The organism is Azospirillum sp. SYSU D00513 (assembly GCF_017356015.1).
Taxonomy (GTDB): domain Bacteria; phylum Pseudomonadota; class Alphaproteobacteria; order Azospirillales; family Azospirillaceae; genus Azospirillum.
This window is the reverse complement of record NZ_JAFIQV010000009.1, coordinates 81,410-107,232: the sequence shown is the minus strand read 5'-3', so window position 1 is coordinate 107,232 and position 25,823 is coordinate 81,410. Positions and strand designations below refer to the sequence as shown.

The 25,823-nt window shown below is 67.4% G+C and carries 24 protein-coding genes and 1 riboswitch; of the genes, 15 read left to right on the top strand and 9 right to left on the bottom strand.

Annotated features, from left to right (window positions below):
* Positions 1 to 1,290: HAMP domain-containing protein (locus tag JUB11_RS32680; RefSeq protein ID WP_247886943.1), on the bottom strand; the 1,290-nt coding region annotated here is incomplete at its 3' end.
* Positions 1,291 to 1,877: 587 nt separating this feature from the next.
* Here JUB11_RS32680 and JUB11_RS09240 point away from each other — a divergent pair.
* From JUB11_RS09240 to JUB11_RS09230, 3 genes are all read left to right on the top strand, one after another.
* The gene (locus JUB11_RS09240; RefSeq protein ID WP_207458227.1) at positions 1,878 to 2,243 is read left to right on the top strand and encodes a hypothetical protein; all 366 of its coding nucleotides are present in this window, start codon (positions 1,878 to 1,880) and stop codon (positions 2,241 to 2,243) included.
* Between the two features lie 118 nt (positions 2,244 to 2,361).
* A complete protein-coding gene (locus JUB11_RS09235; RefSeq protein WP_207458226.1) occupies positions 2,362 to 2,559 on the top strand; it encodes a hypothetical protein in 198 nt (65 codons plus the stop codon).
* A gap of 139 nt (positions 2,560 to 2,698) precedes the next feature.
* Positions 2,699 to 3,805: an MFS transporter gene (locus JUB11_RS09230; protein ID WP_207458225.1), complete on the top strand. Its 1,107-nt coding sequence runs from the start codon at positions 2,699 to 2,701 to the stop codon at positions 3,803 to 3,805.
* 16 nt (positions 3,806 to 3,821) lie between these two features.
* Here JUB11_RS09230 and JUB11_RS09225 read toward each other — a convergent pair whose 3' ends face one another.
* A complete protein-coding gene (locus tag JUB11_RS09225; protein WP_207458224.1) occupies positions 3,822 to 4,748 on the bottom strand; it encodes a glycosyltransferase in 927 nt (308 codons plus the stop codon).
* A gap of 255 nt (positions 4,749 to 5,003) precedes the next feature.
* Positions 5,004 to 5,414: a hypothetical protein gene (locus JUB11_RS09220; protein WP_207458223.1), complete on the bottom strand. Its 411-nt coding sequence runs from the start codon at positions 5,412 to 5,414 to the stop codon at positions 5,004 to 5,006.
* Positions 5,415 to 5,468: 54 nt separating this feature from the next.
* Between JUB11_RS09220 and JUB11_RS09215 the strand changes: the two genes are divergently transcribed.
* On the top strand, positions 5,469 to 7,235 hold the full coding sequence (locus tag JUB11_RS09215; RefSeq protein WP_207458222.1) for a vanadium-dependent haloperoxidase: 1,767 nt from the start codon (positions 5,469 to 5,471) through the stop codon (positions 7,233 to 7,235).
* 114 nt (positions 7,236 to 7,349) lie between these two features.
* On the opposite strand, the gene JUB11_RS09210 is transcribed toward JUB11_RS09215, so the two are convergent.
* From JUB11_RS09210 to JUB11_RS09195, 4 genes are all read right to left on the bottom strand, one after another.
* The gene (locus tag JUB11_RS09210; protein WP_211112475.1) at positions 7,350 to 8,342 is read right to left on the bottom strand and encodes an aldo/keto reductase; all 993 of its coding nucleotides are present in this window, start codon (positions 8,340 to 8,342) and stop codon (positions 7,350 to 7,352) included.
* A gap of 90 nt (positions 8,343 to 8,432) precedes the next feature.
* The gene (locus JUB11_RS09205) at positions 8,433 to 9,101 is read right to left on the bottom strand and encodes a lactate utilization protein (protein ID WP_207458221.1); all 669 of its coding nucleotides are present in this window, start codon (positions 9,099 to 9,101) and stop codon (positions 8,433 to 8,435) included.
* On the bottom strand, positions 9,094 to 10,518 hold the full coding sequence (locus JUB11_RS09200) for a LutB/LldF family L-lactate oxidation iron-sulfur protein (protein ID WP_207458220.1): 1,425 nt from the start codon (positions 10,516 to 10,518) through the stop codon (positions 9,094 to 9,096). The genes JUB11_RS09205 and JUB11_RS09200 overlap by 8 nt, the downstream gene beginning before the upstream one ends.
* On the bottom strand, positions 10,508 to 11,290 hold the full coding sequence (locus JUB11_RS09195) for a (Fe-S)-binding protein (RefSeq protein ID WP_207458219.1): 783 nt from the start codon (positions 11,288 to 11,290) through the stop codon (positions 10,508 to 10,510). The genes JUB11_RS09200 and JUB11_RS09195 overlap by 11 nt, the downstream gene beginning before the upstream one ends.
* A 146-nt stretch (positions 11,291 to 11,436) precedes the next feature.
* Between JUB11_RS09195 and JUB11_RS09190 the strand changes: the two genes are divergently transcribed.
* The 5 genes from JUB11_RS09190 to JUB11_RS09170 all read left to right on the top strand — a co-directional run bounded on the left by JUB11_RS09190 (position 11,437) and on the right by JUB11_RS09170 (position 17,510).
* A complete protein-coding gene (locus JUB11_RS09190) occupies positions 11,437 to 12,213 on the top strand; it encodes an FCD domain-containing protein (RefSeq protein ID WP_207458275.1) in 777 nt (258 codons plus the stop codon).
* A gap of 143 nt (positions 12,214 to 12,356) precedes the next feature.
* A complete protein-coding gene (locus tag JUB11_RS09185) occupies positions 12,357 to 13,319 on the top strand; it encodes a TAXI family TRAP transporter solute-binding subunit (RefSeq protein ID WP_207458218.1) in 963 nt (320 codons plus the stop codon).
* A gap of 113 nt (positions 13,320 to 13,432) precedes the next feature.
* Positions 13,433 to 15,583, top strand: a complete 2,151-nt coding sequence (locus JUB11_RS09180; protein ID WP_207458217.1) for a TRAP transporter permease — start codon at positions 13,433 to 13,435, stop codon at positions 15,581 to 15,583.
* Entirely contained in the window at positions 15,580 to 15,987 is a 408-nt protein-coding gene (locus tag JUB11_RS09175; RefSeq protein WP_348771397.1) for a DUF1850 domain-containing protein, read from the top strand. The genes JUB11_RS09180 and JUB11_RS09175 overlap by 4 nt, the downstream gene beginning before the upstream one ends.
* A gap of 137 nt (positions 15,988 to 16,124) precedes the next feature.
* Positions 16,125 to 17,510 (top strand): dicarboxylate/amino acid:cation symporter, encoded by a 1,386-nt coding sequence (locus tag JUB11_RS09170; RefSeq protein ID WP_207458216.1) that lies wholly within the window; start codon positions 16,125 to 16,127, stop codon positions 17,508 to 17,510.
* Between the two features lie 545 nt (positions 17,511 to 18,055).
* Here JUB11_RS09170 and JUB11_RS09165 read toward each other — a convergent pair.
* The gene (locus JUB11_RS09165) at positions 18,056 to 18,976 is read right to left on the bottom strand and encodes a LysR family transcriptional regulator (RefSeq protein WP_207458215.1); all 921 of its coding nucleotides are present in this window, start codon (positions 18,974 to 18,976) and stop codon (positions 18,056 to 18,058) included.
* 143 nt (positions 18,977 to 19,119) lie between these two features.
* Between JUB11_RS09165 and JUB11_RS09160 the strand changes: the two genes are divergently transcribed.
* From JUB11_RS09160 to JUB11_RS09150, 3 genes are read left to right on the top strand one after another with little or no spacing between them, the layout of a single operon-like run.
* Complete coding sequence (locus JUB11_RS09160) at positions 19,120 to 20,301, top strand: acyl-CoA dehydrogenase (protein WP_207458214.1); 1,182 nt, start codon at positions 19,120 to 19,122, stop codon at positions 20,299 to 20,301.
* Between the two features lie 4 nt (positions 20,302 to 20,305).
* Positions 20,306 to 21,505, top strand: a complete 1,200-nt coding sequence (locus tag JUB11_RS09155; protein ID WP_207458213.1) for a CaiB/BaiF CoA-transferase family protein — start codon at positions 20,306 to 20,308, stop codon at positions 21,503 to 21,505.
* Positions 21,502 to 22,776: an amidase gene (locus JUB11_RS09150; RefSeq protein WP_207458212.1), complete on the top strand. Its 1,275-nt coding sequence runs from the start codon at positions 21,502 to 21,504 to the stop codon at positions 22,774 to 22,776. The genes JUB11_RS09155 and JUB11_RS09150 overlap by 4 nt, the downstream gene beginning before the upstream one ends.
* A gap of 33 nt (positions 22,777 to 22,809) precedes the next feature.
* On the opposite strand, the gene JUB11_RS09145 is transcribed toward JUB11_RS09150, so the two are convergent.
* A complete protein-coding gene (locus JUB11_RS09145) occupies positions 22,810 to 23,232 on the bottom strand; it encodes a hypothetical protein (protein ID WP_207458211.1) in 423 nt (140 codons plus the stop codon).
* Positions 23,233 to 23,410: 178 nt separating this feature from the next.
* Here JUB11_RS09145 and JUB11_RS09140 point away from each other — a divergent pair, with 178 nt between their 5' ends.
* The 3 genes from JUB11_RS09140 (at position 23,411) to JUB11_RS09130 (ending at position 25,799) form a co-directional block, all read left to right on the top strand.
* Positions 23,411 to 23,848 (top strand): antitoxin Xre/MbcA/ParS toxin-binding domain-containing protein, encoded by a 438-nt coding sequence (locus JUB11_RS09140; RefSeq protein ID WP_207458210.1) that lies wholly within the window; start codon positions 23,411 to 23,413, stop codon positions 23,846 to 23,848.
* The gene (locus tag JUB11_RS09135; RefSeq protein WP_207458209.1) at positions 23,845 to 24,303 is read left to right on the top strand and encodes an RES family NAD+ phosphorylase; all 459 of its coding nucleotides are present in this window, start codon (positions 23,845 to 23,847) and stop codon (positions 24,301 to 24,303) included. Before JUB11_RS09140 ends, JUB11_RS09135 begins: the two co-directional genes overlap by 4 nt.
* A 163-nt stretch (positions 24,304 to 24,466) precedes the next feature.
* A riboswitch (guanidine-I (ykkC/yxkD leader) is annotated at positions 24,467 to 24,589 on the top strand.
* A gap of 103 nt (positions 24,590 to 24,692) precedes the next feature.
* Complete coding sequence (locus JUB11_RS09130) at positions 24,693 to 25,799, top strand: extracellular solute-binding protein (protein ID WP_207458208.1); 1,107 nt, start codon at positions 24,693 to 24,695, stop codon at positions 25,797 to 25,799.
* Positions 25,800 to 25,823 lie beyond the last annotated feature (24 nt).

Here is a 25,823-nt window from a genome sequence, read left to right as displayed (position 1 = left end):
GGACGCGAAGCTGTTGAGCTGGTCCACCATGGTGTTGATGGTGGATTTCAGCTCCAGGATCTCGCCCTTCACGTCGACGGTGATCTTCTTCGAAAGGTCGCCGTTGGCGACGGCGGTCGTCACGTCGGCGATGTTGCGGACCTGACCGGTCAGGTTGGCCGCCATCATGTTCACGCTGTCGGTCAGGTCCTTCCAGGTGCCGCCCACACCCTCGACCCGCGCCTGACCGCCAAGCTTTCCTTCCGAACCCACCTCGCGCGCGACGCGCGTCACCTCGGACGCGAAGCTGTTGAGCTGGTCCACCATGGTGTTGATGGTGGATTTCAGCTCCAGGATCTCGCCCTTCACGTCGACGGTGATCTTCTTGGACAGGTCGCCCTTCGCGACCGCCGTCGTCACCTCCGCGATGTTTCGCACCTGGCCGGTCAGGTTTGCCGCCATCATGTTGACGTTGTCGGTCAGGTCCTTCCAGGTGCCGCCCACGCCCTCCACCCGCGCCTGGCCGCCCAGCTTGCCCTCCGAGCCCACCTCGCGCGCGACGCGCGTCACTTCCGAGGCGAAGCTGTTGAGCTGATCCACCATGGTGTTGATGGTGGATTTCAGCTCCAGGAACTCGCCCTTCACGTCCACGGTGATCTTCTTGGACAGGTCGCCCTTCGCGACCGCCGTCGTCACCTCCGCGACGTTTCGCACCTGTCCGGTCAGGTTGGCGGCCATCATGTTGACGTTGTCGGTCAGGTCCTTCCAGGTGCCGGCAACGCCCTTCACCTGTGCCTGTCCGCCCAGCTTTCCGTCGGTGCCCACCTCGCGCGCCACGCGCGTCAGCTCGGACGTGACGGAGACGAGCTGCTCCACCATGGTGTTGACGTTCTTGGCGGTGCGCAGGAACTCGCCCTGGAGCGGCCGGCCCTCAATCTCCAGCGCCATGTTCTTGGACAGGTCGCCCTTGGCGACGGCGCCGATGACGCGCGCGATCTCGGTCGTCGGCTGGATCATGTCGGTGACCAGCGTGTTGATGCTGTCCACGCAGGTGTCCCAGCCGCCCGACGCGTTGCCGAGCTTGGCACGCTGGCTGATCTTGCCTTCCTTGCCGATGGCGACGCTGAGCCGGCTGACCTCCTTGGTCAGGTTGTCGTTCATCTCGACGACGTCGTTGAAGACGCCGGCGATCTCGCCGTCCAGCCCGGTCAGGTCGAGCGGGAGCCGGACGGAGAAATCGCCCTTGCGGAACTGCCGCAACGCCAGGAGCAGGGTCTTCGGATCCAGGGCATCAACCGTCGTCGCCGTCATCGTGCATCCATTCCGCTTGCAGCCGGGCGCCGTCTGCAGGCGCCCACGTTTCCCAAGATGGTTCCCAAACACCGGGCCCCATCCGGCCCGTTTTCAACATCCAGCACCGTGCCCCGCCGGGGCGACGCAACCTTTACAGGCAAATCGAAATCAGAAAGACGCGCAGACCCGCAAACCATAGGATTCCCTTGGCTAAAATCCCGGACCTGCGCGGCCGAAATCCAAGTCTTACCGCTTTATCACGAGCCTTCCGGGGCAAGCTAGATGGCGCGCAGAAATATGACCTTCCGCGTAAGCCTGCGCAGGGTAGTTGCCGCCATGACTTTCTATCGGAGGGTGATGGCGGAAATTTCTCTTGTCTTGTCCCAGGAATATTACCGGTAGGCGGAATCTTCTATGACGCCGACGACGAACAGGCGCTGGGGCAGGGGTGCGGGCCGGAAAGCCGCCATTAAAATCGCTCACGATAAGATCGCCCATGATGATCCTGCATGGCTGCCACGCACCTTTCGACAGCACGCGAATATCGCGCGCGACAGGATCGTGGCGTATACGTCATCGGGCACCCGAACAGGAAAGACGACATCATGAACACGAAGACCTTCCTCGCCACTGCAGCCTTCTCCGCCGCCCTCCTGGCCTCCGGCCTGAGCCAAGCCGCCGAGGGCTTCCAAGCACAGCTCCGCGAGACCCGCGCCGCCGTGGTCAACAACGCCTCCGCGATCACCGACCGCGACGACCGCGAGTCCGCGGTGATCAGCCTCAACACCTCAGAGGGCTATTACCGGCTGGGCGACGAGGCCAAGGCGCAGCGGTTCCTGAACTTTGCCCGCGGCGAGCTGGGCCTGCCGGTCGCCGCACCCGTCCAGGCTTCCGCCGTGGTCGCCGCTCCCGGTGCCGCAGCCGCCACAGTCCCCGGTACCGTGACCGGGCTCCGCCCCGAAGCCCACTGATGCGGTGCGGGCCGGCCCGCCGGGTCCTGCCTGTCCCGCAGGGCTTCCGGGTCCCCGCCTTCTGAACCATCCACAGCGGCCCGGCACCGTCCGGAGCGCATCCACAAGGGAGAGCACGATGACCACACAGCGACCCCACCAGCCCTGGCGCCGCCGCGTCGTTTCCCTCCTCGACGACCCGGCGGTGCAGAGCTTGCTGCGCCGCGACGGCCTGACCAACGAGGACGTGTTCGATACGCTGGAACCGATTGCGCGTCATCTCTTCCTGAAGCGGCAGGCTGCCGGAGCGGAACGCGTCCCTTGCAGGCCGTCCTGATCTCCGGACGGCTCCGGCACCACCGGTAGGACGCGCACGGGATCGAACGCAGCCGCTCTTTGGGGGTGGAGCATGGGACGCTCCGTGCTATTGCAGCCTGGGAAGGGCGTCGCCGCACGGCGCCCCCAGGAGATGGCCCATGCGCCCGAGCGACCATTCCTTTTTCCTCTCCTCCTTCCTGCCGCGCTTCGTGGCCTTCCCCTTCTGCGGCGTCCTGTGCGACCGGCTGTCCCCGCTGCGGCTGCTCCATGTCAGCCAGATCCTGCGGGCCGCCGTCTGCGTCGGCGGGGTCGGCGCCTACGCCCTGTCCGGCGGGATCGGCTGGCTGATCGCGCTGTCCACCGTCTGCGGCGTCATGACCACGCAGGGCGTGATGGCGCGCGAGGTCATGCTGCCGCAGGTCTTCTCCGCCCAACCCTTCAAGAAGGTGCTGTCCTACACGCAGATCGCCGACCAGCTCGGCACGATCCTCGGCCCCCTCGCCGCGTCGCTGCTGTTCGTGCTGCTGTCCTGGGAGACGGTGGTGCTGTGCACGGCGGCGGTCTTCCTGGCCGCGGACGCCGCGCTGGCCGGCTGGCAACGCGCGGCGCAGCCAAACATCGCGTTGCCAGCGCAGCCGGGGCCCTGGTTCGAGGCGTTCAAGACGCCCTTCCTCCACATCCTGCACCGGCCAAGGCTGAAAGGGCTGGTCCTGCTGGCGGCGGCGCTGAATTTGGTCATCGGCGTGACTCTGGCGACTTCGGCCGCCATGGTGACCGGCCTTCACGGGGGGACCGAGTTCACTTACGCCGCGTTGCAGACCGCCGGGGCGGTGGCCACCGTCCTCATCCTCGTCTTCGTCGCGAACAGCGCCGCGTCCCTGTCCCGGCTGGGGGCGTGGTCCTATGCGCTGGTCCTGTGCGGCGGGCTGCTCACGGCCCTGGCGACGGCTCCATGGCTCTATGCCGCCGGTTTCCTGCTGATCATCGGTTTCGACAAGATGTTCAACGTCTACATCCGCGGCGCCCGCCAGGAGGTGATCCCTCCACAGGACTATGGAAAGACGACGGGCGTCATCATCGCGCTGAACAACCTGTCGCAGCCCCTGGCCGGACTGGCCGTGAGCGTGTTTTCCGCCAGCTTCGACGGCACGCGGTCGGTCATCGCCGCCTTCTCCCTGTTCATGGGCATCGTCGGGGTCCTGCTCGCCATGGTCTGGCGGCGTCAGGCGCGCCTGGGCACGGTGAGCCCTGAAGGGAAGGCGTAAGGAAAGCCGCGAACCCTCAGCCGCGCGCCCCGAAATGGGCGCGGAGCTGGGCCTCTACCCGGCCGGGCGCGTAGTGGGCCGCCGTGACCCGGCCGGCCTCCACCATGGCGGATACGGCCGGGTCGCCGCGTTCCAGCCCCCGCACCGTCTCGGCCAGGGCGGCGGCGCAGGAGAGCGCCTCGTCGCTCATGAACCAGCGTCCGTTCTCCGCCGTGGCGTAGTCCAGCCCGCCCATGCCGTGGAAGCCCACCACGGCGCAGCCGGCGGCCATCGCCTCCAGCGCCGCCATGCCCAGCCCTTCCCGGCGGGCGAGCGACAGGAAGACGGCGGAGCCGGCGAGGATCTCCGCCACCTCCTCCTCGTGCCGGCCGGCGATCTCCACCCACTCGATCCCGGCGAGATCCGGGTTCATGCGCCGGAACACCGCGCGGATGAAGGCGGCCTGCTCCGGCAGCTTGCGCGGCAGACAGGCGATGCGCAGCGTCTTGGCCCCCGGCCGGAACAGGGCCGGGTCGATGGGCGGCACGACGACGTCGGCGCCGGGCCAGCGCATGACCCCCTCCAGGAAGCCTTCGATGGTCCGGCTCGCGGCGTAGACGCCGTGGAAGCCGGCCTCGGCGAGACCGCGCTCCCCCAGACGGTCATGCAGCAGGTAATGGTGGTTCTGGCAGTAAAGCTCGCGCCGGCCGGGCAGGGCGAGTGCCGCGGTGAAGACGCGGTCCATCTCCTCCCCGAACACCAGGACATCCTCCGCCCCGACGCGCAGCCGGTTCCCGTCCAGCAGCGGCGCGCGCGAGCGGAACCAGACCGGCCGCCCCAGTGGCGCCACGACCCAGGCGTCGAACCCCATCCCGGCCAGCAGCTCGGCATGGCGGTGGACGACCTTCACCCCGCCGGCCAGCCCGTCCGGCGGCGCGCCGCTCACGAAAAGGATACGGCCCATGGTCAGCGGCCCCGGCTGTGTTGATCGGTGCAGAAATTGGCGCGCACAATCCCTCCTTGGCCATTCAAGCGTGTCATGTGGCCTTTTGGCTCTGTAAGGGTTTCGAAGAACGTACCTGCTCCCAGGGCTGACATGAATGGGACGGGCAAGATTTCCGCCGAAAGTGCGGAAATCAAAGCATTGGCATGATGCAAGCGATTCGCTCCTTGAAATACGCGGCTTCGGCTTCGGTCTCTGCTCGCCAGGGATGCGATGTCAGCCACCGCACCATTCATATGCCCTTTCGTGGTTTCTCGACGTTGCAGATGCGTCTTTCCCTTTAGCCTCTCGGTTCAATCCGGCCGCGAAAGCATCATCTTCTAATCCGAGAGACTGCGGAAGCGCAGTTGGCACAGCTGTTCCGGCCATGGAAATAAAAATACCAACATACAGAAACAAAAAATCCGTCATTGGTGAGGGGTGCCATTGATATGAGTGGTTCTTTGCCTTATGTGGCCGCTGAAGAACAGATCCAAGCGAGCATTTCCGGAGCATGTAGAAAGATGAAGGCTTGATCTTCAGTTTGATCGGTGGCAGCGTAAAAAAGGCGCGGGAAGAAATGCGCTCATTTGTATGCATTTCCAGAATGGAAATGGACTCTGAGAATCTTCTGCGCAAATAAATCAAATCTGTGTCGCTCCTTTGGAAGCATTTTGCTGATCAAAATGAAAGGATGTGAACATGCTGCCGCTTTACACTTCTGAAGAGCCTTCTGAACTCAATAAGCACCCTATATTCTATTGGAACCATGTGGCCTTGGAAATGAACAGGGTGACTCATTCGCTCAATGGACCGCAAACCGGACCGACAATGAGTTCTCGGGCGCTAGGCCTGTTGCATTTGGCAATCCACGACGCTTATTTCGCCATTGATAAAGGATACAAACCCTATTTGCCCGGCCTGGAACCGGTGCTGGACGCGGGCGAGACAGCGGAGGACGCGGAACAGGCCATGGCGGGGGCGGCCATCACCGTCCTGGATGATCTTTATTCTCGCGGAGGGGCGGGCATTTCGGTTCTCGCGAACCATACCCTTCTTGCGCATCTCAAGAATCAAATCGACAACTACCCGAAACATATCGATACACTCTCGGTGAGCTATCGGTTCGGGGCAAGGGTCGCCAGGAAAATTCTCGAAATCTTGGGTGTGCGGCCCGGTGAGCCGGGGGCCGACTCCGGCCGATACGAACCCAAGAGCGGGCGCTTCTTCTTCCGGGACGAACCTCTCAATCCTGTCCGGCTCTTGCCCGTCGATCCCAACAATCCCTCCGGACCGGAAAAACCGGTAAGAATGTATCACGGTCCCTTCTACGGCACGACGACGCGTCCCTTCGCGACGCATCAACAGCATAAACTCGCCGATCCACCGAAGGATGATGATGAATACCAGGAGGCGGTCCGCGAGGTCGTGGCGCTCGGCGGCGCCCCCGGGCGTCCGAAGACGGTGCGCAGTGCCGATCAGACGGTGGCAGCTCTCTTCTGGGCTTATGACGGAGCAAACCTGATCGGCACTCCGCCTCGCCTGTACAATCAGATCGTCCGGCAGATCGCATGGAGCCAAGTTAAGGCAGACGCCGCCCCTGGGAAGACAACCGCCGAGTTCGTGCGTCTTCTGGCGTTGGTGAACGTGGCGATGGCGGATGCCGGGCGTATCGCGTGGCGAGAAAAATACCATTTCGAGTACTGGCGTCCGCTCACTGGCGTCCGAGAGCACGATGCCGCGTCGGGGCCGGGCGCACAACAACAGAACGGAAGAAAAAAGGAACTGGACAAGGATGCCGATCCGTTCTGGGAGGCGCTCGGCGCGCCTGAAACAAACACGAACAAGATCTCCTTCAAGCCACCTTTCCCGGCCTATCCGTCGGGGCACGCCACCTTTGGTGCAGCCGCTTTCCAAATAACCCGCCTGTTTTACAAAAAAGAGCGCGACTTGCAATTCGACGCAAATGGGCCTGACGAGATCGCTTTTGCGTTCGTCTCGGACGAACTCAACGGCATCAGTCGCGATCTGCATCAGCCCTACAGTCAGGACACGCCCATCCAGGATCAACCCGGTGATGTGCGGACGCGCGTGGTCCGCCATTTTGAAAGTCTTTGGGATGCGATCCTTGAGAATGGCGCCAGCCGCGTGTTCCTGGGCGTGCATTGGCGCTTTGATGCTTTTGCATCCGAGGACGTCATTGAAACAACCAATCCGGATGGATCAACGGTTTACAGAGACTCAAAGGCTGTCAATTATAAAACGACCGGCACAAGAAGTGGGGAGGAGGGTCAGTTTCCCATCGGCGGCGTTCCTCTGGGGATCGCAATTGCTAATGACATCTTCGAAAAGGATATGACGCCCCCGGCAGAACTTGGGTTGCCGACCGATCCAGCCCAGATGGTTGTCGATCCCGCTTCCACTTCCCGTGACGCTCTCACGAAATCTTCCAACACGAACATTCGCTGAGGTTTGGCCGCTCCTGTCGGATGGATAGTGCGCCGGCTTACCCGCAAGGGTATGCCGGCGCCACCTGTTTCAGGTGCTTAGGAGCTTCGCCAATCGCACTTCGCCCCCGGCCCCTCACCAGCGGTGATGGACGTGCGGCGCGATGAGGCGGTCGTAGATGTCCCGCACCTTCGCCATGGTCTCCGCCGGCAGCGGGGCGAGGCCGCTCGCCGCGGCGTTGGCTTCGGCCTGGGCGCGGGTCTTGGCGCCGGGGATCACGACGGACACGGCCCGCTCCATCAGGATCCAGCGCAGCGCCGCCTGCGCCATGGTCGCACCCTGCGGCACCAGCGGACGCAGCGCCTCCACGGCCTCCAGCGCCACGCCGTAGGGCACGCCGCTGAAGGTCTCGCCGACGTCGAAGGCCTCGCCGTGGCGGTTGAAGTTGCGGTGGTCGTCGGCCTCGAAGGAGGAGTGGGCGGTCAGCTTGCCAGTCAACATGCCGCTCGCCAGCGGCACGCGCACGATGACGCCGACGTCCCGCTTCGCGGCCTGCTCGAAGAACAGCTCGGCCGGGCGCTGGCGGAACATGTTGTAAATGATCTGCACCGAGGCGACGTTCGGGTAGGCGATGGCCTTCAACGCCTCCTCTACCTTTTCCACCGACACGCCGTAGAAGCGGATCTTGCCGGCGGCGACGAGGTCATCCATCGCCCCGAACACCTCCGGCCGGTAATAGACCTCGGTCGGCGGGCAGTGGAGCTGGACGAGGTCCAGCGTCTCGACGCCGAGGTTGGATAGGCTGCGGTCGATGAAGGCTTCAAGGTTCTTGCGGTTGTAGCCCTCGGCCACATGCGGGTCGAGCCGCCGGCCGGCCTTGGTGGCGACGATGGGCCGCTCGCCGCCGCGCTCCTTCAGCACGTCGCGGATGATGCGCTCCGACCGGCCGTCGCCATAGACGTCGGCGGTGTCGATGAAGCTCGTGCCGGCGTCGAGTGCGGCGTGCAGCGCCTGCTTGGCATCCTCTTCGGACACGCCGCCCCAGGAGCCGCCGATGGCCCAGGCGCCGAAGCCGATCTCCGAAACGGTCCAGTCCGTGCGCCCGAAGCGCCGCGTCGCAATCGGCATGCTGCTGCCTTCCTGTCAGGGGTGTTGACGTGGGCGGAGTCGTTACGCCCCGCGGCCCCAGGCGTCAAGCCGGCCTTGCGTCGGGCCGTCCTACCGGACCACCACGACGACCAGCCGCTTCGGCCCGTGCACGCCGTAGGCCAGCGTCTGCTCGATGTCCGCCGTCTTGCTGGGGCCGGAGATTAGCAGCGCGTTGGTCGGCAGCCCGTCGGCCCAGCGCTTTTCGCGCAGGACCTGCCAGAAGCTGTCGTACAGCGCGTCGGCCTTCAGCAGCGCCAGATGCATCGGCGGGACCAGCGACATCAGCCGCGGCTCGTCGGCGCTCGGCCACAGCATCAGGCTGCCGGTGTCGGCGATGGCGCCGAGCGTCGTCGTGACGCCGGCGTCCACCCCGTCGAACAGCCGCTCCTTGAACTCCTCCACCGGACGGTCATAGGGCACCAGCTCCGGCCCGCCCTCGCCCCATTCGGCGGCGAGCCGCGCGCCCGCCTCCGTCGCCGGGGCGTAGAGCAGGCTGTTCAGGCCTTCCTTCTCCAGGAATCCGCGCACGGCGGCGGGCCACTCCGCTTCGGTGGTCTCCAGGAACTCCGTGTGGACCGCCTCCATCAGCCGGCGGATGCGGTCCAGCCGCTCCGCCGGGTCCCATTTCTTTTCCGCCAGCGGGGTGAAGTCCGACGGCGGGGCCGCCTGGGGGGCGATGCCGTTGGCGTCGCGCGAGGCCCGGAGCCGGGAGAGGATGCTGTTGCGGGCGTCAGGCATCGGGGATCCCCTTCTTGCGGGCCATCTCGTGCAGCGTGCGGCCGGCGAAGCGCGGCTTCACGCGGGCGCTGGTCCATTCCTTAAGCAGCGGCAGGCTGGCCGGGGCCGCGTTGCCGAGCTTCGCCATCAAAGCACTCGCCATCCGGTAGGCCAGGGGGGAGGAATACATGGCGGCCCAGCCCTTCCAGGCCGCGTCCTCCCTGGCGCTCGCCCGCGCGCCGGCGCCCTTCACGTGACCGCCCTTCTTGACCGCCTCCGTGCGCAGCCGGCCCATGATCTCCACGATGGGGATCTTCACCGGGCAGATCTCGACGCAGGCGTTGCACATGGTGCAGGCGTGCGGCATCTCGCCCCGCCGTTCCAGCCCTTCGATCTGCGGGATCAGGATCTTGCCGATCGGGCCGGGGTAGGGCGCCTGGTAGGCATGGCCGCCGACCTGGGTGTAGACCGGGCAGTGGTTCATGCAGGCGCCGCAGCGGATGCAGCGGAGCGTGTTGCGCAGCTCCTCGTCCTCGTAGATGGAGGAGCGGCCGTTGTCGAGGATCACCACGTGGATCTCGCGCGGCCCGTCCTTCTCGCCCGGCTTGCGGGGGGAGCTGATCATGTTGAAGTAGGTCGTGATCGGCTGCGCCGTGGCCGAGCGCGGCAGGATGCTGAGGATTGGCGCCACGTCCTCCAGCTTTTCCACGACCTTCTCGATGCCCATGAAGGCGATGTGGACCGGCGGCACGGTGGTGCACATGCGGCCGTTGCCCTCGTTCTCGACGAGGCAGAGCGTGCCGGTCTCCGCCACCGCGACGTTGACGCCGGACATGCCGACGCCGGCGGTGGCGAACTTGCGGCGCAGCACCCGGCGGGCGAGGTCGGTCAGCTCGCCCACGTCCTCGGTGTACTTCGCGTCCTTGATCTTCTCGCGGAAAAGCTGGGCGATCTGCTTGGTGTTCTTGTGGATCGCCGGCATGATGATGTGGGACGGCATCTCGCGGTCGAGCTGGACGATGTACTCGCCCAGATCCGCCTCCACCACCTCGATGTCGTGCTCCTCGAGGAAGGCGTTGAGGTGCATCTCCTCCGACACCATCGACTTGCCCTTCACGGCGAGCGTGGCCCCGTTGCGCCGCATGATGTCGAGGACGATGGCGTTCGCCTCGTCGGTCGTGGAGGCCCAATGCACCTGGATGCCGTTGCGGGTGAGGTTGGCCTCCAGCTGCTCCAGCAGTTCCGGCAGCTTCGCCAGCGCCCGCGTGCGCACCGACGCCGCCAGCGTGCGCACGCCGTTCCATTCCTTGGCGTCGGCGAACTGGGCGGCGCGCTTGGTCACCAGCCCGTCCATGGCGCGGCGGAAGTTGGCGCGCAGCTGCGGGTCCTGGAGCGCCTTCCTGGACGCCGCGGCGAAATTCACGTTCTCAACGGCCACTGGTCCGCTCCTTCAGGAATTCGGCGATGTGCGTGCCGCGCACCGGCTTGCCCGCGGCCTCCAGCGCACCCGTGATGTTCAACAGGCAGCCGCAGTCGCCCGACACCACGGTCGAGGCGCCCGTGCCCTCGATGTCCGACATCTTGTCGCCGACCATCGCGGCGGAGATCTCCGGGTGGCGCACCGCGAAGGTGCCGCCGAAGCCGCAGCATTCCCGCTCCCGCGTCAGCTCCACCAGCTCCACGTTGCCGAGCTGGCGCAGCAGGGCCTTCGGCTCGTCCCGCACGCCCATCTCGCGCTGCGAATGGCAGGATGCGTGCCAGGTGACCCGCACCGGCTCCCCCTTGTCCTCCAGCTTCACGTCCAGCACCTGGACCAGGAACTGGGTCAGCTCCCACACCCGGCCGGCGACCTTTTCCGCCTTGGCCCTATCGGGGTCGCCCTTGAACAGGTCGGGATAGTGCGTCTTCATCATGCCGGCACAGGAGCCCGACGGCACGACGATGGGCCAGTCCTCGGGGAAGAGGTCGAGCTGGGCGCGCGCGACCTTGCGGGACTCGTCCCGGTGCCCGCAATTGTAGGCCGGCTGGCCGCAGCAGCTCTGCCCCTGCGGGAAGACGACGCGCAGGCCCTGCGCCTGCAGCAGCTCGATTCCGGCCATGCCGGCGTCGGGGTAGAACAGGTCCACCAGGCAGGTGCCGAAATAATAGACCGTGTCCGGCCGCGGGATCGTCCCGGTGCCGGTGCCGGTGGTGGCGGGTGCGGTGGACATGCCCTTGCTGCTCCTCTGTCCGTCTCCCCAACAGATTAGTGACGGACAAAAGATTTTACCAGCTGCTTCCTTGGCAAATCGGCTTGCCTATCGGCCGCCGCCTGCGCATCGTGGGCGGACCGGGCAGCGGAACGGGGACGGAGGGCATGAACCAGTCGATCAAGCCGGCGAAGCTGGCCGACGCCATCGCCGAGCATCTGGAGCGGCTGATCCTGGAGGGCGTGCTGCGCCCGGGCGAGAAGCTGCTGCCCGAACGCGAGCTGGCCCTGAAGCTCGACGTCTCGCGCCCGTCGCTGCGCGACGCCATCACCAAGCTGGAGCAGCGCGGCCTGCTGGTGAGCGGCCGGTCCGGCACCCACATCGCCCAGTTCCTGACCCCCCTGATGGAACCGCTCGCCGCACTGCTCCAGTCGCATCCCGAGACCACCTTCGACTATCTGGAATTCCGGGGCACCATCGAGGGCACGGCCGCGGCACTGGCCGCCCGCCGCGCCACCGACCTGGACCGTGCCGCGATCCGCTCCGTGCTGGAACGCATGCGCGCCGCCCACGCCCAGGAGGACCACAGCGAGGAGGCCGACGCCGACGCCGACCTGCACCTCGCCGTCTACGAGGCCGCGCACAACCGCGTCATGCTCCACACCATGCGCGCTTTCTCGACCCTGCTGCGCAACGACGTCTTCTACAACCGCGCCCAGCTCTACACCCGCCCCGGCGTGCGCGAGGCGCTGCTGGACCAGCATCTCGCCATCGCCGGCGCCGTCCTTTCCGGCGAGGCGGAGGCGGCGCGAGCGGCCGCCGAGACCCATGTGGACTTCACCGTCCGCACGCTCCGCGCCATCCGCCAGGACGAGGCGCGGCTGGCCGTCTCCATCCAGCGCATCGGCCGCAGCGACCTCATTGACGGCGGGGCGGGGGCCTGAGCCGGGCCTGGCCGGACTGGGCGGCCCCGGGCCTACCGAGGATTGCGCGGTGTCACGGATTGCCGTTCCGTCTGGCAATTTGCGTCAGCGACAATTACCCTCCTCATGGTCAAGCAGAAGAACCATGAATGGGGAGGTTGAGGATGAGGAGGATGCTCCTTGCGGCGGTGGCAGCCGTCATGGCCGTCGGCGCGGCGGTTCCGGGCGCCGGGTCCGCCAGGGCGGACGAGTTCGTCGGCGTGCTGACCGGCGGCACCAGCGGCGTCTACTACCCGATGGGCGTCGCGCTGTCGAAGATCTACGCCGACAAGATCCCCGGCGCCCGCACCTCGGTCCAGGCGACGAAGGCGTCGGTGGAGAACCTGAACCTGCTCCAGCAGGGGCGGGGCGAGATCGGCTTCTCGCTGGGCGATTCCGTCGCCGCCGCCTGGGCGGGGGACGAGGAGGCCGGCTTCAAGAGCAAGCTGACGAAGATCCGCGGGCTCGCCAACATCTATCCCAACTACATCCAGATCGTCGCGCGCGGCGACAGCGGCATCAAGACCCTGCAGGACCTCAAGGGCAAGCGGGTGTCGGTCGGCGCTCCGCGCTCCGGCACCGAGCTGAACGCGCGGGCCATCCTCAAGGCCGCCGGGCTGACCTACGAGGATCTCGGCAAGGTCGAGTATCTGCCCTTCGCGGAATCGGTCGAGCTGGTCAAGAACCGCCAGATCGACGCCACGCTGCAATCAGCGGGGCTCGGCGTCGCCTCGATCCGCGATCTCGCCGCGACCAACCCGATCACCATCGTGCCGATCCCGCCGGAGGTCGTCGCCGGCGTCGGCAACCCGGTCTATGTCTCGGAAACCATCCCCGCCGGCACCTACGAGGGCCAGAAGGAGCCCGTTCCGACCGCAGCCGTGGTCAATTTCCTGGTGACCCACTCCGGCGTCAGCGACGAGCTGGCCTACCAGATGGCCAAGACCATGTACGAGAATCTCGGCACGCTGGCGTCGGCCCACGCCGCCGCCAAGGACATCAAGCGCGAGAACGGCACGACGGGCATGCCGATCCCGCTGCATCCCGGCGCCGAGAAGTACTTCCGCGAAGTCGGCGTCCTGCGCTGACCGGACCCGGAGCGGCCCGCCCCCGGACCAGCCGTCCGGGGGCGGCGCCCGTGATGGCAGTACCCCGCGCTTTCTCGGCGCCCCTTTCCCGCATGTTTCCGGAGTGATGCCGCATGGCGGCCCAGACCGACGCCCAAGCCGGCACCCCAAGCGGCGCCGAGGCCGACGCCGAAACCCTTCAGCACGCCGTCCACCAGCCGGGCGGCCAAGGTGCCGCGGGCAACCCGCTGCACGCCGGTCCTCCCGACCGGGCGACGGGCATCGGCAAGGTGATCTTCGCCATCGCCGTGGCCTTCTCGCTGTTCCAGGTCTACACGGCCTCCTACACGCCCCTGTCGAGCCTGGTGGTGCGGTCGCTCCATGTCGGCTTCCTGCTGCTGCTGACCTTCGGGCTGTGCGCGTCGCTCCGCGGCGGCCGCGGCGGCCCCTTCTGGCTCGACTGGGCGCTCGGCGCCGCCGGGTTCGTCATCAGTCTCTACCACCTGTATTTCGAACACGACCTGCTGATGCGGGCCGGCGATCCCAGCACCGCCGACATCCTGGTCGGTATGGCCGCCCTCGCCCTGGTGTTCGAGGCGGCGCGGCGCATGATGGGGCTGGCGCTTCCCATCATCTGCGCGCTGTTCCTCGCCTACGGCCTGTTCGGCGAGTATCTGCCCGCACCGCTCGACCACCGGGGCTACGGCTTCGACCAGGTGATCGACCAGATGTTCCTGGGCACCGAGGGCATTTACGGCACGCCGACCTTCGTGTCCTCCACCTACATCTTCCTGTTCATCCTGTTCGGGAGCTTCCTGGAACGTGCCGGGATGATCGGTCTCTTCACCGACGTCGCCATGGGCACCGTCGGCCACCAGCGCGGCGGTCCCGCGAAGGTGGCCGTGGTCTCCTCGGCGCTGATGGGCACGATCAACGGCTCCGGCGTCGCCAACGTCGTGACGACCGGCCAGTTCACCATCCCCCTGATGAAGCGCTTCGGCTACCGCCCGGCCTTCGCGGGCGGGGTCGAGGCGACCGCCAGCATGGGCGGCCAGATCATGCCGCCGGTGATGGGGGCGGTCGCCTTCATCATGGCCGAGACCATCAACGTCCCCTATTCGGAGATCGTGAAGGCGGCCATCATCCCGGCGATTCTCTACTTCGCGACCGTCCTCTGGATGGTTCATCTGGAGGCGGGGCGCCTGGGCCTGATGGGACTGCCGAAGGAGGACTGCCCCAGCCCGCTGAAGGCGATCCGCGAGAAATGGTACCTTGTGCTGCCGCTGGCGGTGCTGGTCTGGCTCCTCTTCTCCGGCTACACGCCCCTGTTCGCGGGCACGGTGGGCCTCGGCCTGACGGTGCTGATCGTGCTGGGAAGCTCGGTCACGGCGCTGCTCGGCCCGATGGCGTTGCGCATGCTCTTCTGGGTTGCGTTGGGCTTCGCCGCCTCGGCCTTCTTCGAATACGGCATCACGGCGGTCTACGCGCTGATCGCGGCGCTGATCGCCGTCAACCTCTTCACCCGGGGCGGCCGCGCGACGCTCGACCTCGCGCTGCAAAGCCTGGCCGACGGCGCCCGCCACGCGCTGAGCGTCGGCGTCGCCTGTGCGCTCGTCGGCGTGATCATCGGCACCATGACTCTGACCGGGCTGGGCTCGAACTTCGTGCGCGTCATCGTGTCGATCGGGGAAGGCAGCCTGTTCCTCAGCCTCGTGCTGACCATGCTGACCTGCCTCGTGCTGGGCATGGGCATCCCGACCATCCCCAACTACATCATCACCAGTTCGCTGGTCGGGCCGGCGCTGCTCGATCTCGGCGTGCCGCTGATCGTCAGCCACATGTTCGTCTTCTACTTCGGCATCATGGCCGACCTGACCCCGCCGGTGGCGCTCGCCGCCTTCGCCGCCGCGCCCATCGCCCGGGCGAGCGGGCTGAAGATCGGCCTGCAATGCCTGCGCATCGCCATCGCCGGCTTCGTCGTGCCCTTCATGGCGGTCTACGCGCCCAGCCTGATGCTTCAGGCCGGCGATCTTACCGACACGGCCTACGTGACGGTGAAGGCGCTGATCTCCATCGGACTGTGGGGTGCGGCCTCCATCGGCTATCTGCGCGGGCGGCTGACGGTGATCGAGCGGCTCTGGGCCACGGCGGCGGCCTTCCTTCTGGTGGTCGCCCTGCCGATCACCGACGAGATCGGCCTCGCGCTGTCGGCCGCCTTCATCGCTTTCCACTGGTGGCGCACGCGCAGGCTCCCGGCGGGTGCGCCCGCCGACCGGGCCGCGTGAGCGCGGCCGCGGCCCTCTGCATCGCCCTGGCGGCGGCCGGGCCGGGGGAGGCGGCCGGCGGTCCGCCCCTGGCCCGCCTCCCCGGCGACGCCTTTTCCCTGGCCTGGACCCATTCGGTCGAGCGGATCGAGTGGCGGGAGGACTGGCGCATTTCCGGTGGGCAGCTCCGCCTCGTGGAGGCGCGGGTGCGCGGAAGCGGGGCGGGGATGGAGGTGCCGGACGGCGCGCGTCTGGTGGAGGGCGCCTGGGTCTACCGCCCCCAGCTGCCGCCGCTCGACCGGCTGACCCTCGCCAATTCGGGCTTCACCGCCGATTACCGCATCTGTTCGTGGGGAACCTGCCGCCCGCTCGCCGAACTGGCCGGCCCGCCCGGCCGTCCCCTGGCGCTGTACGCCTGCCCTTAGCCGTAGCCGCGGGTCGGCGTCGGGACGGAGGAACCGGTGCGGCGTCCCCCGGTTGAGAGCGTGACGTGAGAAGCTGCCCGGCCCTGCCGGGCTGCCGTCCACGCCCCCTCCAGAACCGCACGCATTCCGGGGACGCCATGCAGCCCGCCAGCACGACCGCGCCGCACGGCCGGAAGCCGTCGAGGATCTATCATCACCTCTATGTCCAGGTGCTGTGCGCGATCGTGCTGGGCGTGCTGGTCGGGTATTTCTATCCGCAGTTCGGCGAGAGCCTGAAATGGCTCGGCGACCTGTTCATCAAGCTCATCAAGATGCTGATCGCCCCGATCATCTTCTGCACCGTCGTGCACGGCATCGCCAGCATGGAGGACATGAAGAAGGTCGGGCGCGTCGGCATCAAGGCGCTGATCTATTTCGAGGTCATGACGACGCTGGCCTTGGTGGTCGGGCTGCTCGTCGTGAATCTGTGGAAGCCCGGCGCCGGCATGAACGTGGACGTCAACGCGCTCGACGCCGGTTCCATCGCCGGCTACACCGCCAAGGCGTCCGAACAGGGCTTCGTCGATTACATCCTGCACATCGTGCCCTCCACGGTGGTCGGCGCCTTCGCCGAGGGGGAGATCCTCCAGGTCCTGTTCTTCGCCCTGCTGTTCGGCTTCGCGCTGTTCAGCCTGGGCGAGCGGGGCCGGCCGCTGCTGGGCATCATCGACCAGACGGCGCATGTCTTCTTCAAGATCGTCGGCATCGTCATGCGCGTGGCGCCCATCGGCGCCTTCGGGGCGATGGCCTTCACCATCGGCAAATACGGGGTCGGCACGCTGGTCTCGCTCGGCCAGCTCATGCTGGCCTTTTACGCCACCTGCCTGATCTTCATCTTCCTCGTGCTCGGTGCCGTCGCCCGCATGGCCGGCTTCAGCGTCCTGAAGTTCATCAAATACATCAAGGAGGAGCTGCTGATCGTGCTCGGCACCTCCTCGTCCGAATCCGTGCTGCCGCGCATGATGGCGAAGATGGAGAATCTCGGCTGCGAGAAGTCCGTCGTCGGCCTGGTCATCCCGACGGGCTATTCCTTCAACCTGGACGGCACCTGCATCTACCTGACGATGGCCGCGATTTTCCTCGCCCAGGCCACCAACACCGACCTGACGCTGGCGCAGGAGCTGGGCATCATCGGCGTGCTGCTTCTGACCTCCAAGGGCGCGGCCGGCGTCACAGGCAGCGGCTTCATTGTGCTGGCGGCCACGCTGGCCTCGGTCGGCACCATCCCCGTCGCCAGCATCGCCCTCATCCTCGGCGTGGACCGCTTCATGTCGGAGGCCCGCGCGCTGACCAACCTGATCGGCAACGGCGTCGCTACCGTCGTGGTGGCGAAATGGGAAGGCGCGCTCGACACCGAGCGCATGCGCCGCCACCTCGACAACGAAACCGACGAGGAGGCCGACAACCCCGAGGACCTGCTGGTCAAGGAGGAGAACGCCCACGCGAAACCGGCGGGTCCGGTGACGCGGTTCGAGCGGCGGTAGGGGAGGATCGTATGAGCGGTAAAGGAGGGTAGAAATTTCCTGTGTTTTGTGTAACATTCTTTTGCCAAAACACATATGCTTTATGAAGGACCTTATACTCAGGCAGGAAAAGCAAAATGAATACAAATGTGTGGGTTGAGGGCTTGACAGGAATAAAAGTTATTAAGAGCGAGGCAGGGGAGTTTTTTGTTTTCGTGCCAGAAAATGTGCCACCCGCATTTCGAGAAGCGCCACATTACTCCCCTCTTCCATACACAAGCGTGCTTGATGCTGTCCAGTCTGCGCAAATGTTAATAGATTACATAGCCATCGTTTATCCAAGATTGTCCGGGGTTAAAGGGTCATATATTGAGGCCAATAAGGACAGTCATAGTGATGATGTTCTTAATAGATAGGTAGGCGGTATCGCAAAAGTCCCTCATGGAAGGTTAAGGGGGCAACAACCAGAAACAATTTCTTTCAAATTCATACGACAAATGATCGCTATATAGCTGGGCCAAACACTGCTTTAAATAGGCATTTTATATAATTTAATCAAAGGCTAGTTACCCCTCCCGCCAGCGCCCCTCCACCGTCAGCGCGGCCAGCTGCTCCCGCGCGATGGCCCGCACGGCGCGGGCGGCCAGGGGCAGGGGGCGGTGGGCGGCGTGGGCGAGCTGGATGCTGCGCTCGATGGCCGGGGCGGCGATGGGCAGGCTGGTCAGGCGCGGGGCGTCAGCGCCGTGCCGGGCGACGCGGGCGGACAGCACCGTGTAGCCGGCGCCTTCCGCGACCAGCGACTTGATCTGCTCCAGCGCGTCGATCTCCAGCACGACGTTCAGCGCCACGCCGGCGGCCCGGGCGGCGCGCTCGGTCTCCTCCCGCACGCCATGCGGGCGGCCCGGCAGGATCAGGGGCAGGCGGGCCAGTTCCGCCACGCCGATGCTGTCCCGGCCCGCCAGCAGGGGATCGCCGAGCGGAGCGACGAGGCCCAGCCGTTCCCGCACCACCGGTTCGGTCTCCAGCCCTCCGGCCGGCTCGTCCCCGAAGACCAGCGCCCAATCCACCTGGCCCAGCCGCAGCCATTCCAGCATGTGGCCGGACAGCCCTTCCACCATGCGCAGCTGGACGGCCGGATGGCGGCGGCGCACCTCCATCGCCATCGGCACGGTCAGCAGGGGGCCGAGCGAGGTCGGGATTCCGACCACCGCCGGGCCGGCGGGCTCGGCCTCCAGCCCGCGCACCTCCGCCCGCAGGGCCTCGATCTCCTCGATCAGGGCGGCGCTCCGCTGCGCCAGCCGCCGGCCGTTCTCGGTCGGGACGATGCCGCGCGGCGTGCGCAGCACGAGCTGGGTGCCCAGCTCCTCCTCCAGCCGCTTCAGGTGCAGGCTCAGCGCCGGCTGCGCCACGCGCAGGGCTTCGGCGGCGCGGGAGATGGACCCATGCTCCACGATGGCGGCGAAATAGCGCATCCGGCGCAGGTCCATGGGGGCGGCCCTTTCCTGAAGCCATACCGGATCGTTATGGTGGGGATCGTTAAGATATCTTTGCCTTCTGGGCAAGAGGCGGCCAGACTCCGCCCATGCCGCCCCGCAGGGGCGAAACGACACGACCGGGATGGAGCCGCGCGATGAAGGCCATGGTTTGGGACGATCCGTTTCTTCTCGACGCGCAGCTCTCCGACGAGGAGCGGCTGATCCGCGACAGCGCGCGCGCCTATTGCCAGGAGAAGCTCCAGACCCGCGTGCTCTCCGCCTTCCGGGAGGAGCGGTTCGACCGCGAGATCCTGACGGAGATGGGCGAACTCGGCCTGCTCGGCGCCACCATCGGGGAGGAGTATGGCGGGGCCGGCGTCAGCCACGTCGCCTACGGCCTCATCGCCCGCGAGGTGGAGCGGGTGGACAGCGGCTACCGCTCCGCCATGTCCGTGCAGTCCTCACTCGTCATGCACCCGATCCACGCCTACGGCTCGGAGGAGCAGAAGACGCGCTGGCTGCCCCGGCTCGCCACCGGCGAGATGGTCGGCTGCTTCGGCCTGACCGAGCCGGACTTCGGCTCCGACCCCGGCGGCATGCGCACCCGCGCCGTCGCTGTGGACGGCGGCTACCGCTTGACCGGCCAGAAGATGTGGATCACCAACTCGCCCATCGCCGATCTCGCCGTTGTCTGGGCCAAGTCGGAGGCGCATGAGGGCAAGATCAAGGGCTTCGTGGTGGAGCGCGGGACCAAGGGCTTCTCCACCCCGAAGATCGAGGGCAAGGTCAGCCTGCGCGCGTCCGTCACCGGCGAGATCGTGCTCGACGACGCCTTCGTGCCGGAGGAGAACCTGCTGCCCGGCGCCAGCGGCCTCGGCGGCCCCTTCGGCTGTCTGAACAAGGCGCGCTACGGCATCGCCTGGGGCGCCATGGGCTCGGCCGAGTTCTGCTGGCACGCGGCGCGGCAATACACGCTCGACCGCAAGCAGTTCGGCCGCCCGCTCGCCGCCAACCAGCTGATCCAGAAAAAGCTCGCCGACATGCAGACGGAGATCGCGCTAGGCCTCCAGGCCGCCCTGCGGGTGGGGCGCATGATCGACGACGGCAGCTGGTCGCCGGAGATCATCTCGCTGATCAAGCGCAACAACTGCGGCAAGGCGCTGGACATCGCCCGGCTGTCGCGCGACATGCACGGTGGCAACGGGATCTCCGACGAGTTCCACATCATGCGCCACATGGTGAACCTGGAGACGGTCAACACCTACGAGGGCACGCACGACATCCACGCCCTCATCCTCGGCCGCGCCCAGACGGGCATCCAGGCCTTCACGGGCTGACCCGATGGCCGGTCCGCTGTCGCACCTGCGTGTGCTCGACCTGTCGCGCGTCCTGGCCGGGCCCTGGGCGACGCAGTTCCTCGCCGACCTCGGCGCCGAGGTCATCAAGGTGGAGCGGCCGGGTGCCGGCGACGACACCCGCGCCTGGGGCCCGCCCTTCGTGACGCCGCCGGACGCCGAATCCGGGACGGCGGGCATGGCCGCCTATTTCACCTGCGCCAACCGGGGCAAGAAGTCGGTCGCCATCGATTTCACCACGCCGGACGGGGCCGAGGCCGTGCGGCGCCTCGCGGCGTCGGCCGACCTGGTGGTCGAGAACTTCAAGCGCGGCGGGCTGGAGAAGTACGGGCTCGACTACGCCTCGCTGCGGGCGGTGAAGCCGGACCTCGTCTACTGCTCCATCACCGGCTTCGGGCAGGACGGCCCCTACGCCGACCGCGCCGGCTATGACGCGATGATCCAGGCCATGGGCGGGCTGATGAGCGTCACCGGCCAGCCGGACGGGGCGCCCGGGGCCGAGCCGATGAAGGTGGGCGTCGCGGTGGTGGACCTCTTTACCGGCATGTACGCCGCGTCTGGCATGCTGGCGGCCCTCGCCCATCGCGACCGCACGGGCGAGGGGCAGCACATCGACGTGGCGCTGCTCGACGTGCAGGTGGCGATGCTCGCCAACCAGGCCGCCAATTTCCTGGTGTCCGGCACGGCGCCCGGCCGGCTCGGCAACGCGCATCCCAACATCTGCCCCTACCAGGCCTTCGCTGCATCGGACGGCCACCTGATGCTTGCGGTCGGCAACGACCAGCAGTTCCGCCGCTTCCTAACGGTGGCCGGCCGGCAGGAGCTGGCCGACGACCCGCGCTACGCCACCAACACCGCGCGCGTCGCCGCCCGCGCCGTGCTGGTGCCCCTGCTGGCGGAACTGATCGCCGCGCGCCCGCGCGACTGGTGGATCGCCGAACTGGAGCGGGCCGGGGTGCCCTGCGGCCCGATCAACACCATTGACCAGCTCTTCGCCGACCCGCAGGTGCTCGCCCGCGGCCTGCGGGTGGAGGCGGCGCTGGAGGACGGGACGACCGTGCCCATGGTGCGCAACCCCCTGCGCTTCTCCGCCACCCCCCTCGGCCCCTGGGGCGCGCCGCCGTCCCTCGGCCAGCACACGGACGAGGTGCTGGCCAGGGACACGAACAGCGAGGACGCCCCATGACCCGCATTCCGACAGCACTCGACGCCGCCCGGCGCATCGCCGACGGCAGCCTGACCTGCGAGGCGCTGGCCCGCGCCTGCCTGGACCGCATCGCGGAGCGCGAGCCGGCGGTGCAGGCCTGGCAACATCTGGACCCCGACCGGGTGCTGGAGGCGGCGCGCCTCAACGACCGTTCGGCGAGCGGACCCTTGAAGGGGCTGCCGGTCGGGGTGAAGGACCTGATCGACACCGGCGACATGCCCACGACCTACGGCTCGGCGATCTACGCGAACCACCGCCCGGCGCGCGACGCCGCCTGCGTGGCGCTGGCGCGGCGGGCGGGCGCGCTGATCCTCGGCAAGACGGTGACCACCGAGTTCGCCTATTTCCAGCCCGGCAAGACCCGCAACCCGCATGACCCCGGCCGCACGCCCGGCGGCTCCTCCTCCGGCTCGGCGGCGGCGGTGGCCGACGGCATGGTGCCGCTGGCCTTCGCCACCCAGACGGCGGGATCGGTCGTCCGCCCGGCGAGCTTCTGCGGCGTTGCCGGCTACAAGCCCAGCTTCGGGCTGATCGACCGCACCGGCGTGCGCCCCTTCGCCGACAGCCTGGACACGGTCGGCGTCCTCGCCGCCACGGTCGAGGACGCGGCTTTCTTCGCCTCCGTCCTCACCGGCCGCCCGAACCTGCGCGTCGCGGATGAGGCCGTCCGCCCGCGCATCGGCCTCTGCCGCACCCACGAATGGCACGCCGCCACCCCCGCAGCCCAAACCGTGATCGAGGAAGCCGCCCGCCGCCTGCGCGCCGCCGGTTTCGACCTGCGGGAGGTCGCCCTGCCGGAGGGGTGGCGCGGCCTGTTCGAGGCGCAGAAGACCGTCATGGCCTATGAATGCGCCCGGACCTTCGCGCCGGAAACCCAGGCCAACCCCGACCGGCTGGGCGCCCGCCTGCGCGACCTCATCGAGACCGGCTGGGCCGTCGCGCCGGAGGCCTACGACGACGCCAAGTCGTTGGCGGCGGAGGCTCGCTCCGGCTTCGCGGACGTCCTCGGCGACCTCGACGTCCTCCTCACCCCCAGCGCGCCCGGCGAGGCGCCGGAGGGTCTGGACGCCACCGGCGACCCGGTCTTCAGCCGCGTCTGGACCCTGCTCGGCGCCCCGTCCGTCAACGTGCCGGGCCTGACCGGCCCGTCCGGCCAGCCGGTCGGCGTGCAGGCCGTGGGCCGGCCGGGCGACGACCGGCGCGTGCTGGTTGCCTCGGCGGCGGTGGCGCGGGCGCTGGCCGGCGCGTGACGAGAAGCGGTGCTTCGGTGGCGGCGCGGCCGGTCACCGGACGCAGATGCTCTGAAGAACGGCGTGTTTCTCCCGGACTTCCGCGCTTGCCTGTGCCGCTGCGTTCGCGACGCGACCGCAGAAATCGGCCGGCAAGGCGGATGCCGGAAGGTTCGGCAAGCGTGCCTGCCAGAAGGCAAGCCGATCCGACAACTGCGCGGGATCGCAGGAGCGTCTCCCGCTCATGGTCGATTTCAGGCAGCTGCCCAGCCACTCGCCTTCCGCCCGGTTTTCGCTGAAGGCGGCGCTGGTCGCCGCTTCGTGCGACAGATAGGCCAACTCCGCCGAGGCGCGTTGAGAGCCGCTGCGTTGGGTCATGTACAAGCCAGCCGCGACGCACACGGCCATCACGACGATTGCGGCCACGATGAACGTCCTGGACGAAGCCTGGGCGCTGGATTTCTGTTCGGACGTCATGATGAAGATTGTCTGCTTTTTGCCAGGCGAGGGGTCGGGTGGGGAACCTATCATCCCCACTTGCAAGGGGCATAGCGGGTTCCGATGCAGCTCTCCGGTGCGCCAGGCGCCGTACGCCTTGACGCTCCCTGCGCAAGATGCCACGTTAATCATGGCATCTTGCGCAGAGGGGGCCGCCATGAACACCGCACCGCTCGCTGACCGGCAACGCTCCATCGCGGCTGGCATGCTGGGGTTGGACAGGGCACCGTCTTCCGACTTCGAGGCCATGCGCCTTGTCCGCAATCGGCTGCAACCGCCGGCCATCGCCGCCCTTCAGGCCGCCGGCGTCGATCAGGCCGTGCTGAGCCGGATCATTCCAAGGCGCACTCTGGAGCACCGCCGGCAGAAGGGCGAAGCGCTCTCCCTGGAGGAAAGCGAGCGCGCCTATCGCACGGCGAGCATTCTCGCCCTCGCGGAGGTGGTCTTCGACAGCCGCGACAAGGCCTTGGCTTGGCTGACCACGCCCAAGCGCCGCTTCGAGGGCGAAAGGCCGATGGACGTGCTCGAGACGGAACTCGGCGCTAGGCTGGTCGAGGAAGCCCTGATCCAGATCGACGAAGGCTATTTCGGTTGAAGCTGTGGAGGATCAGCAATCCCGCCGACCTGCGGGGCATCGGCGGGCTGCGGGCCGGCGCACGCTGGCACAACCGGGGCCGGCCCATCGTCTATCTCGCCGAATCCGCCCCCGGCGCCTCGCTGGAGATCCTCGTTCATCAGGAGATTTCCTCGCCCGCCGACCTCCCCGACGGTTACCGCCTGCTGACGGTGGAGGTCGATGACGGCGTGCTTCCGGCCAACTGCCCGGACCTGCCCGAGGACTGGAGGGAGCGGGAAGCCCTTACGCGCGCCATCGGTGACCAATGGCTGGCCGAGGGCGCGTCCGCGCTGCTGCGCGTCCCGAGCGCGATCATGCCGGACGTCCACAACATCCTTCTGAACCCTCTTCACCCGGACGCGGCCAAGGCGCGGATCGTCTCCTCGCGGCTGGCGCCGTTCGACCGCCGCCTGTTCCATGTCGTGAAAGGCTGAAGCGTCCGCCAATCTTTTGCTCATCCCTCACGCACTGGGCAAAAATCAAGCAGGACGCCGGCGTCCGCACGCCGCGCCTTGCACCCCCGCCGTCTCGATCCCCCAGCGAAACCGCCCTTCCCGCCACCCCGCCACACGCTGGCATTGCGCTTGCAACTCCTACGGCATGAGCCGCTAGGGTTCCGGCCGGGCCGCGCTGTCGCGCGGGTCCGGTGTCTGGTCCGAGAGCGGCACCCTGTCCGGTGAACAGCGGGCAGGCACACGGCGGGACAAAAGCCCGGGAGGTCCGAACGCGGAGATTGCAGCTCCGGTGGGACTCCCCCAACGCCTGCGAACTCCCTTTTTCAACGCTCCGTCCGGGACAGCCCGGCCGGCGAGGGAGAGGATCGATGAGCATGGCGACGGGTAAGCGGACCATGGATGCCGGCGTGACGCGCCGTTCGGTGCTGGCGGGGGCCGGTGCCCTTGCGGCGGCGGTGACCGGCTTTCCGAGCATCCTGCGCGCGCAGGAGAAATCGCTGCGGGTCGCCGTCTATGGCGGCTACTTCAAGGACGCCTTCGACCAGCATGTCTTCCCCGAATTCACCAAGGCGACGGGCATCGCGGTGGAGTCCGTCGCCGCACCCGCGGGCGAGGCCTGGCTGGTCCAGCTCGAACAGGCCGCCCGCGCGGGCCAGGCGCCCGCCGACGTGTCGATGATGGCGCAGGTCGCCATGCTGAAGGGCATGACGACGGACCTCTGGGCGCCGCTCGACCCGGGCCGGCTTCCCAACGCGGGGCATGTGCTGCCGCACCTCGTCAACAAATACCCGGACGGCCGCGTCGCCGGCATGGGTGCCGTGTCCGTCTGGACGACGCTGGTCACCAACAGCAAGACCTATCCGGACGCCCCGGCGAGCTGGGCGGCGTTGTGGGATCCCGCCAACAAGGGCCGGATCGGCCTGATGGCGCTGGTCACCAACTCCAACCTCCTGGAGGTCACCGCCGCCACCTTCTTCGGTGGCACGGGGCACCTGGACACCGAGGCCGGGCAGCTCGACTGCTTCAAGAAGCTCGCCGAGCTGAAGGGCAACGTGAATCTCTGGTACCGCGACGAAGCCCAGTTCGAGGCCGCGCTGAAGTCCGGCGAGCTGCCCATGGGACAGTACTATCACGACGTCGCGGGCATCGCCGCGTCGGAGGGCTACCCGGTCCGCTCGAGCTTCCCGAAGGAGGGCGGCATCAACGCCAGCGAAAGCTGGGCCGTCACCCGCGCCTCGAAGAAGCTCGACCTCGCCCACGCCTACATCGACTTCATGAGCCGCCCCGCCACCCAGGCGCTGCTGTCGCGCAAGGTCGGCACCGCCCCCATCGTTCCGCGCCACACGACCGACCTGACGGACGCGGAGTTCGCCGCCGTCTCCTCCGACATCCCGGCCATCGTCCCGCGCTACGACCTCTACCAGGCGAAGATGGACTGGCTGAACGAGAAGTGGACCGAGATGATCGTGGGGTGAGTCCATCCCTCTCCCGGGGACGGG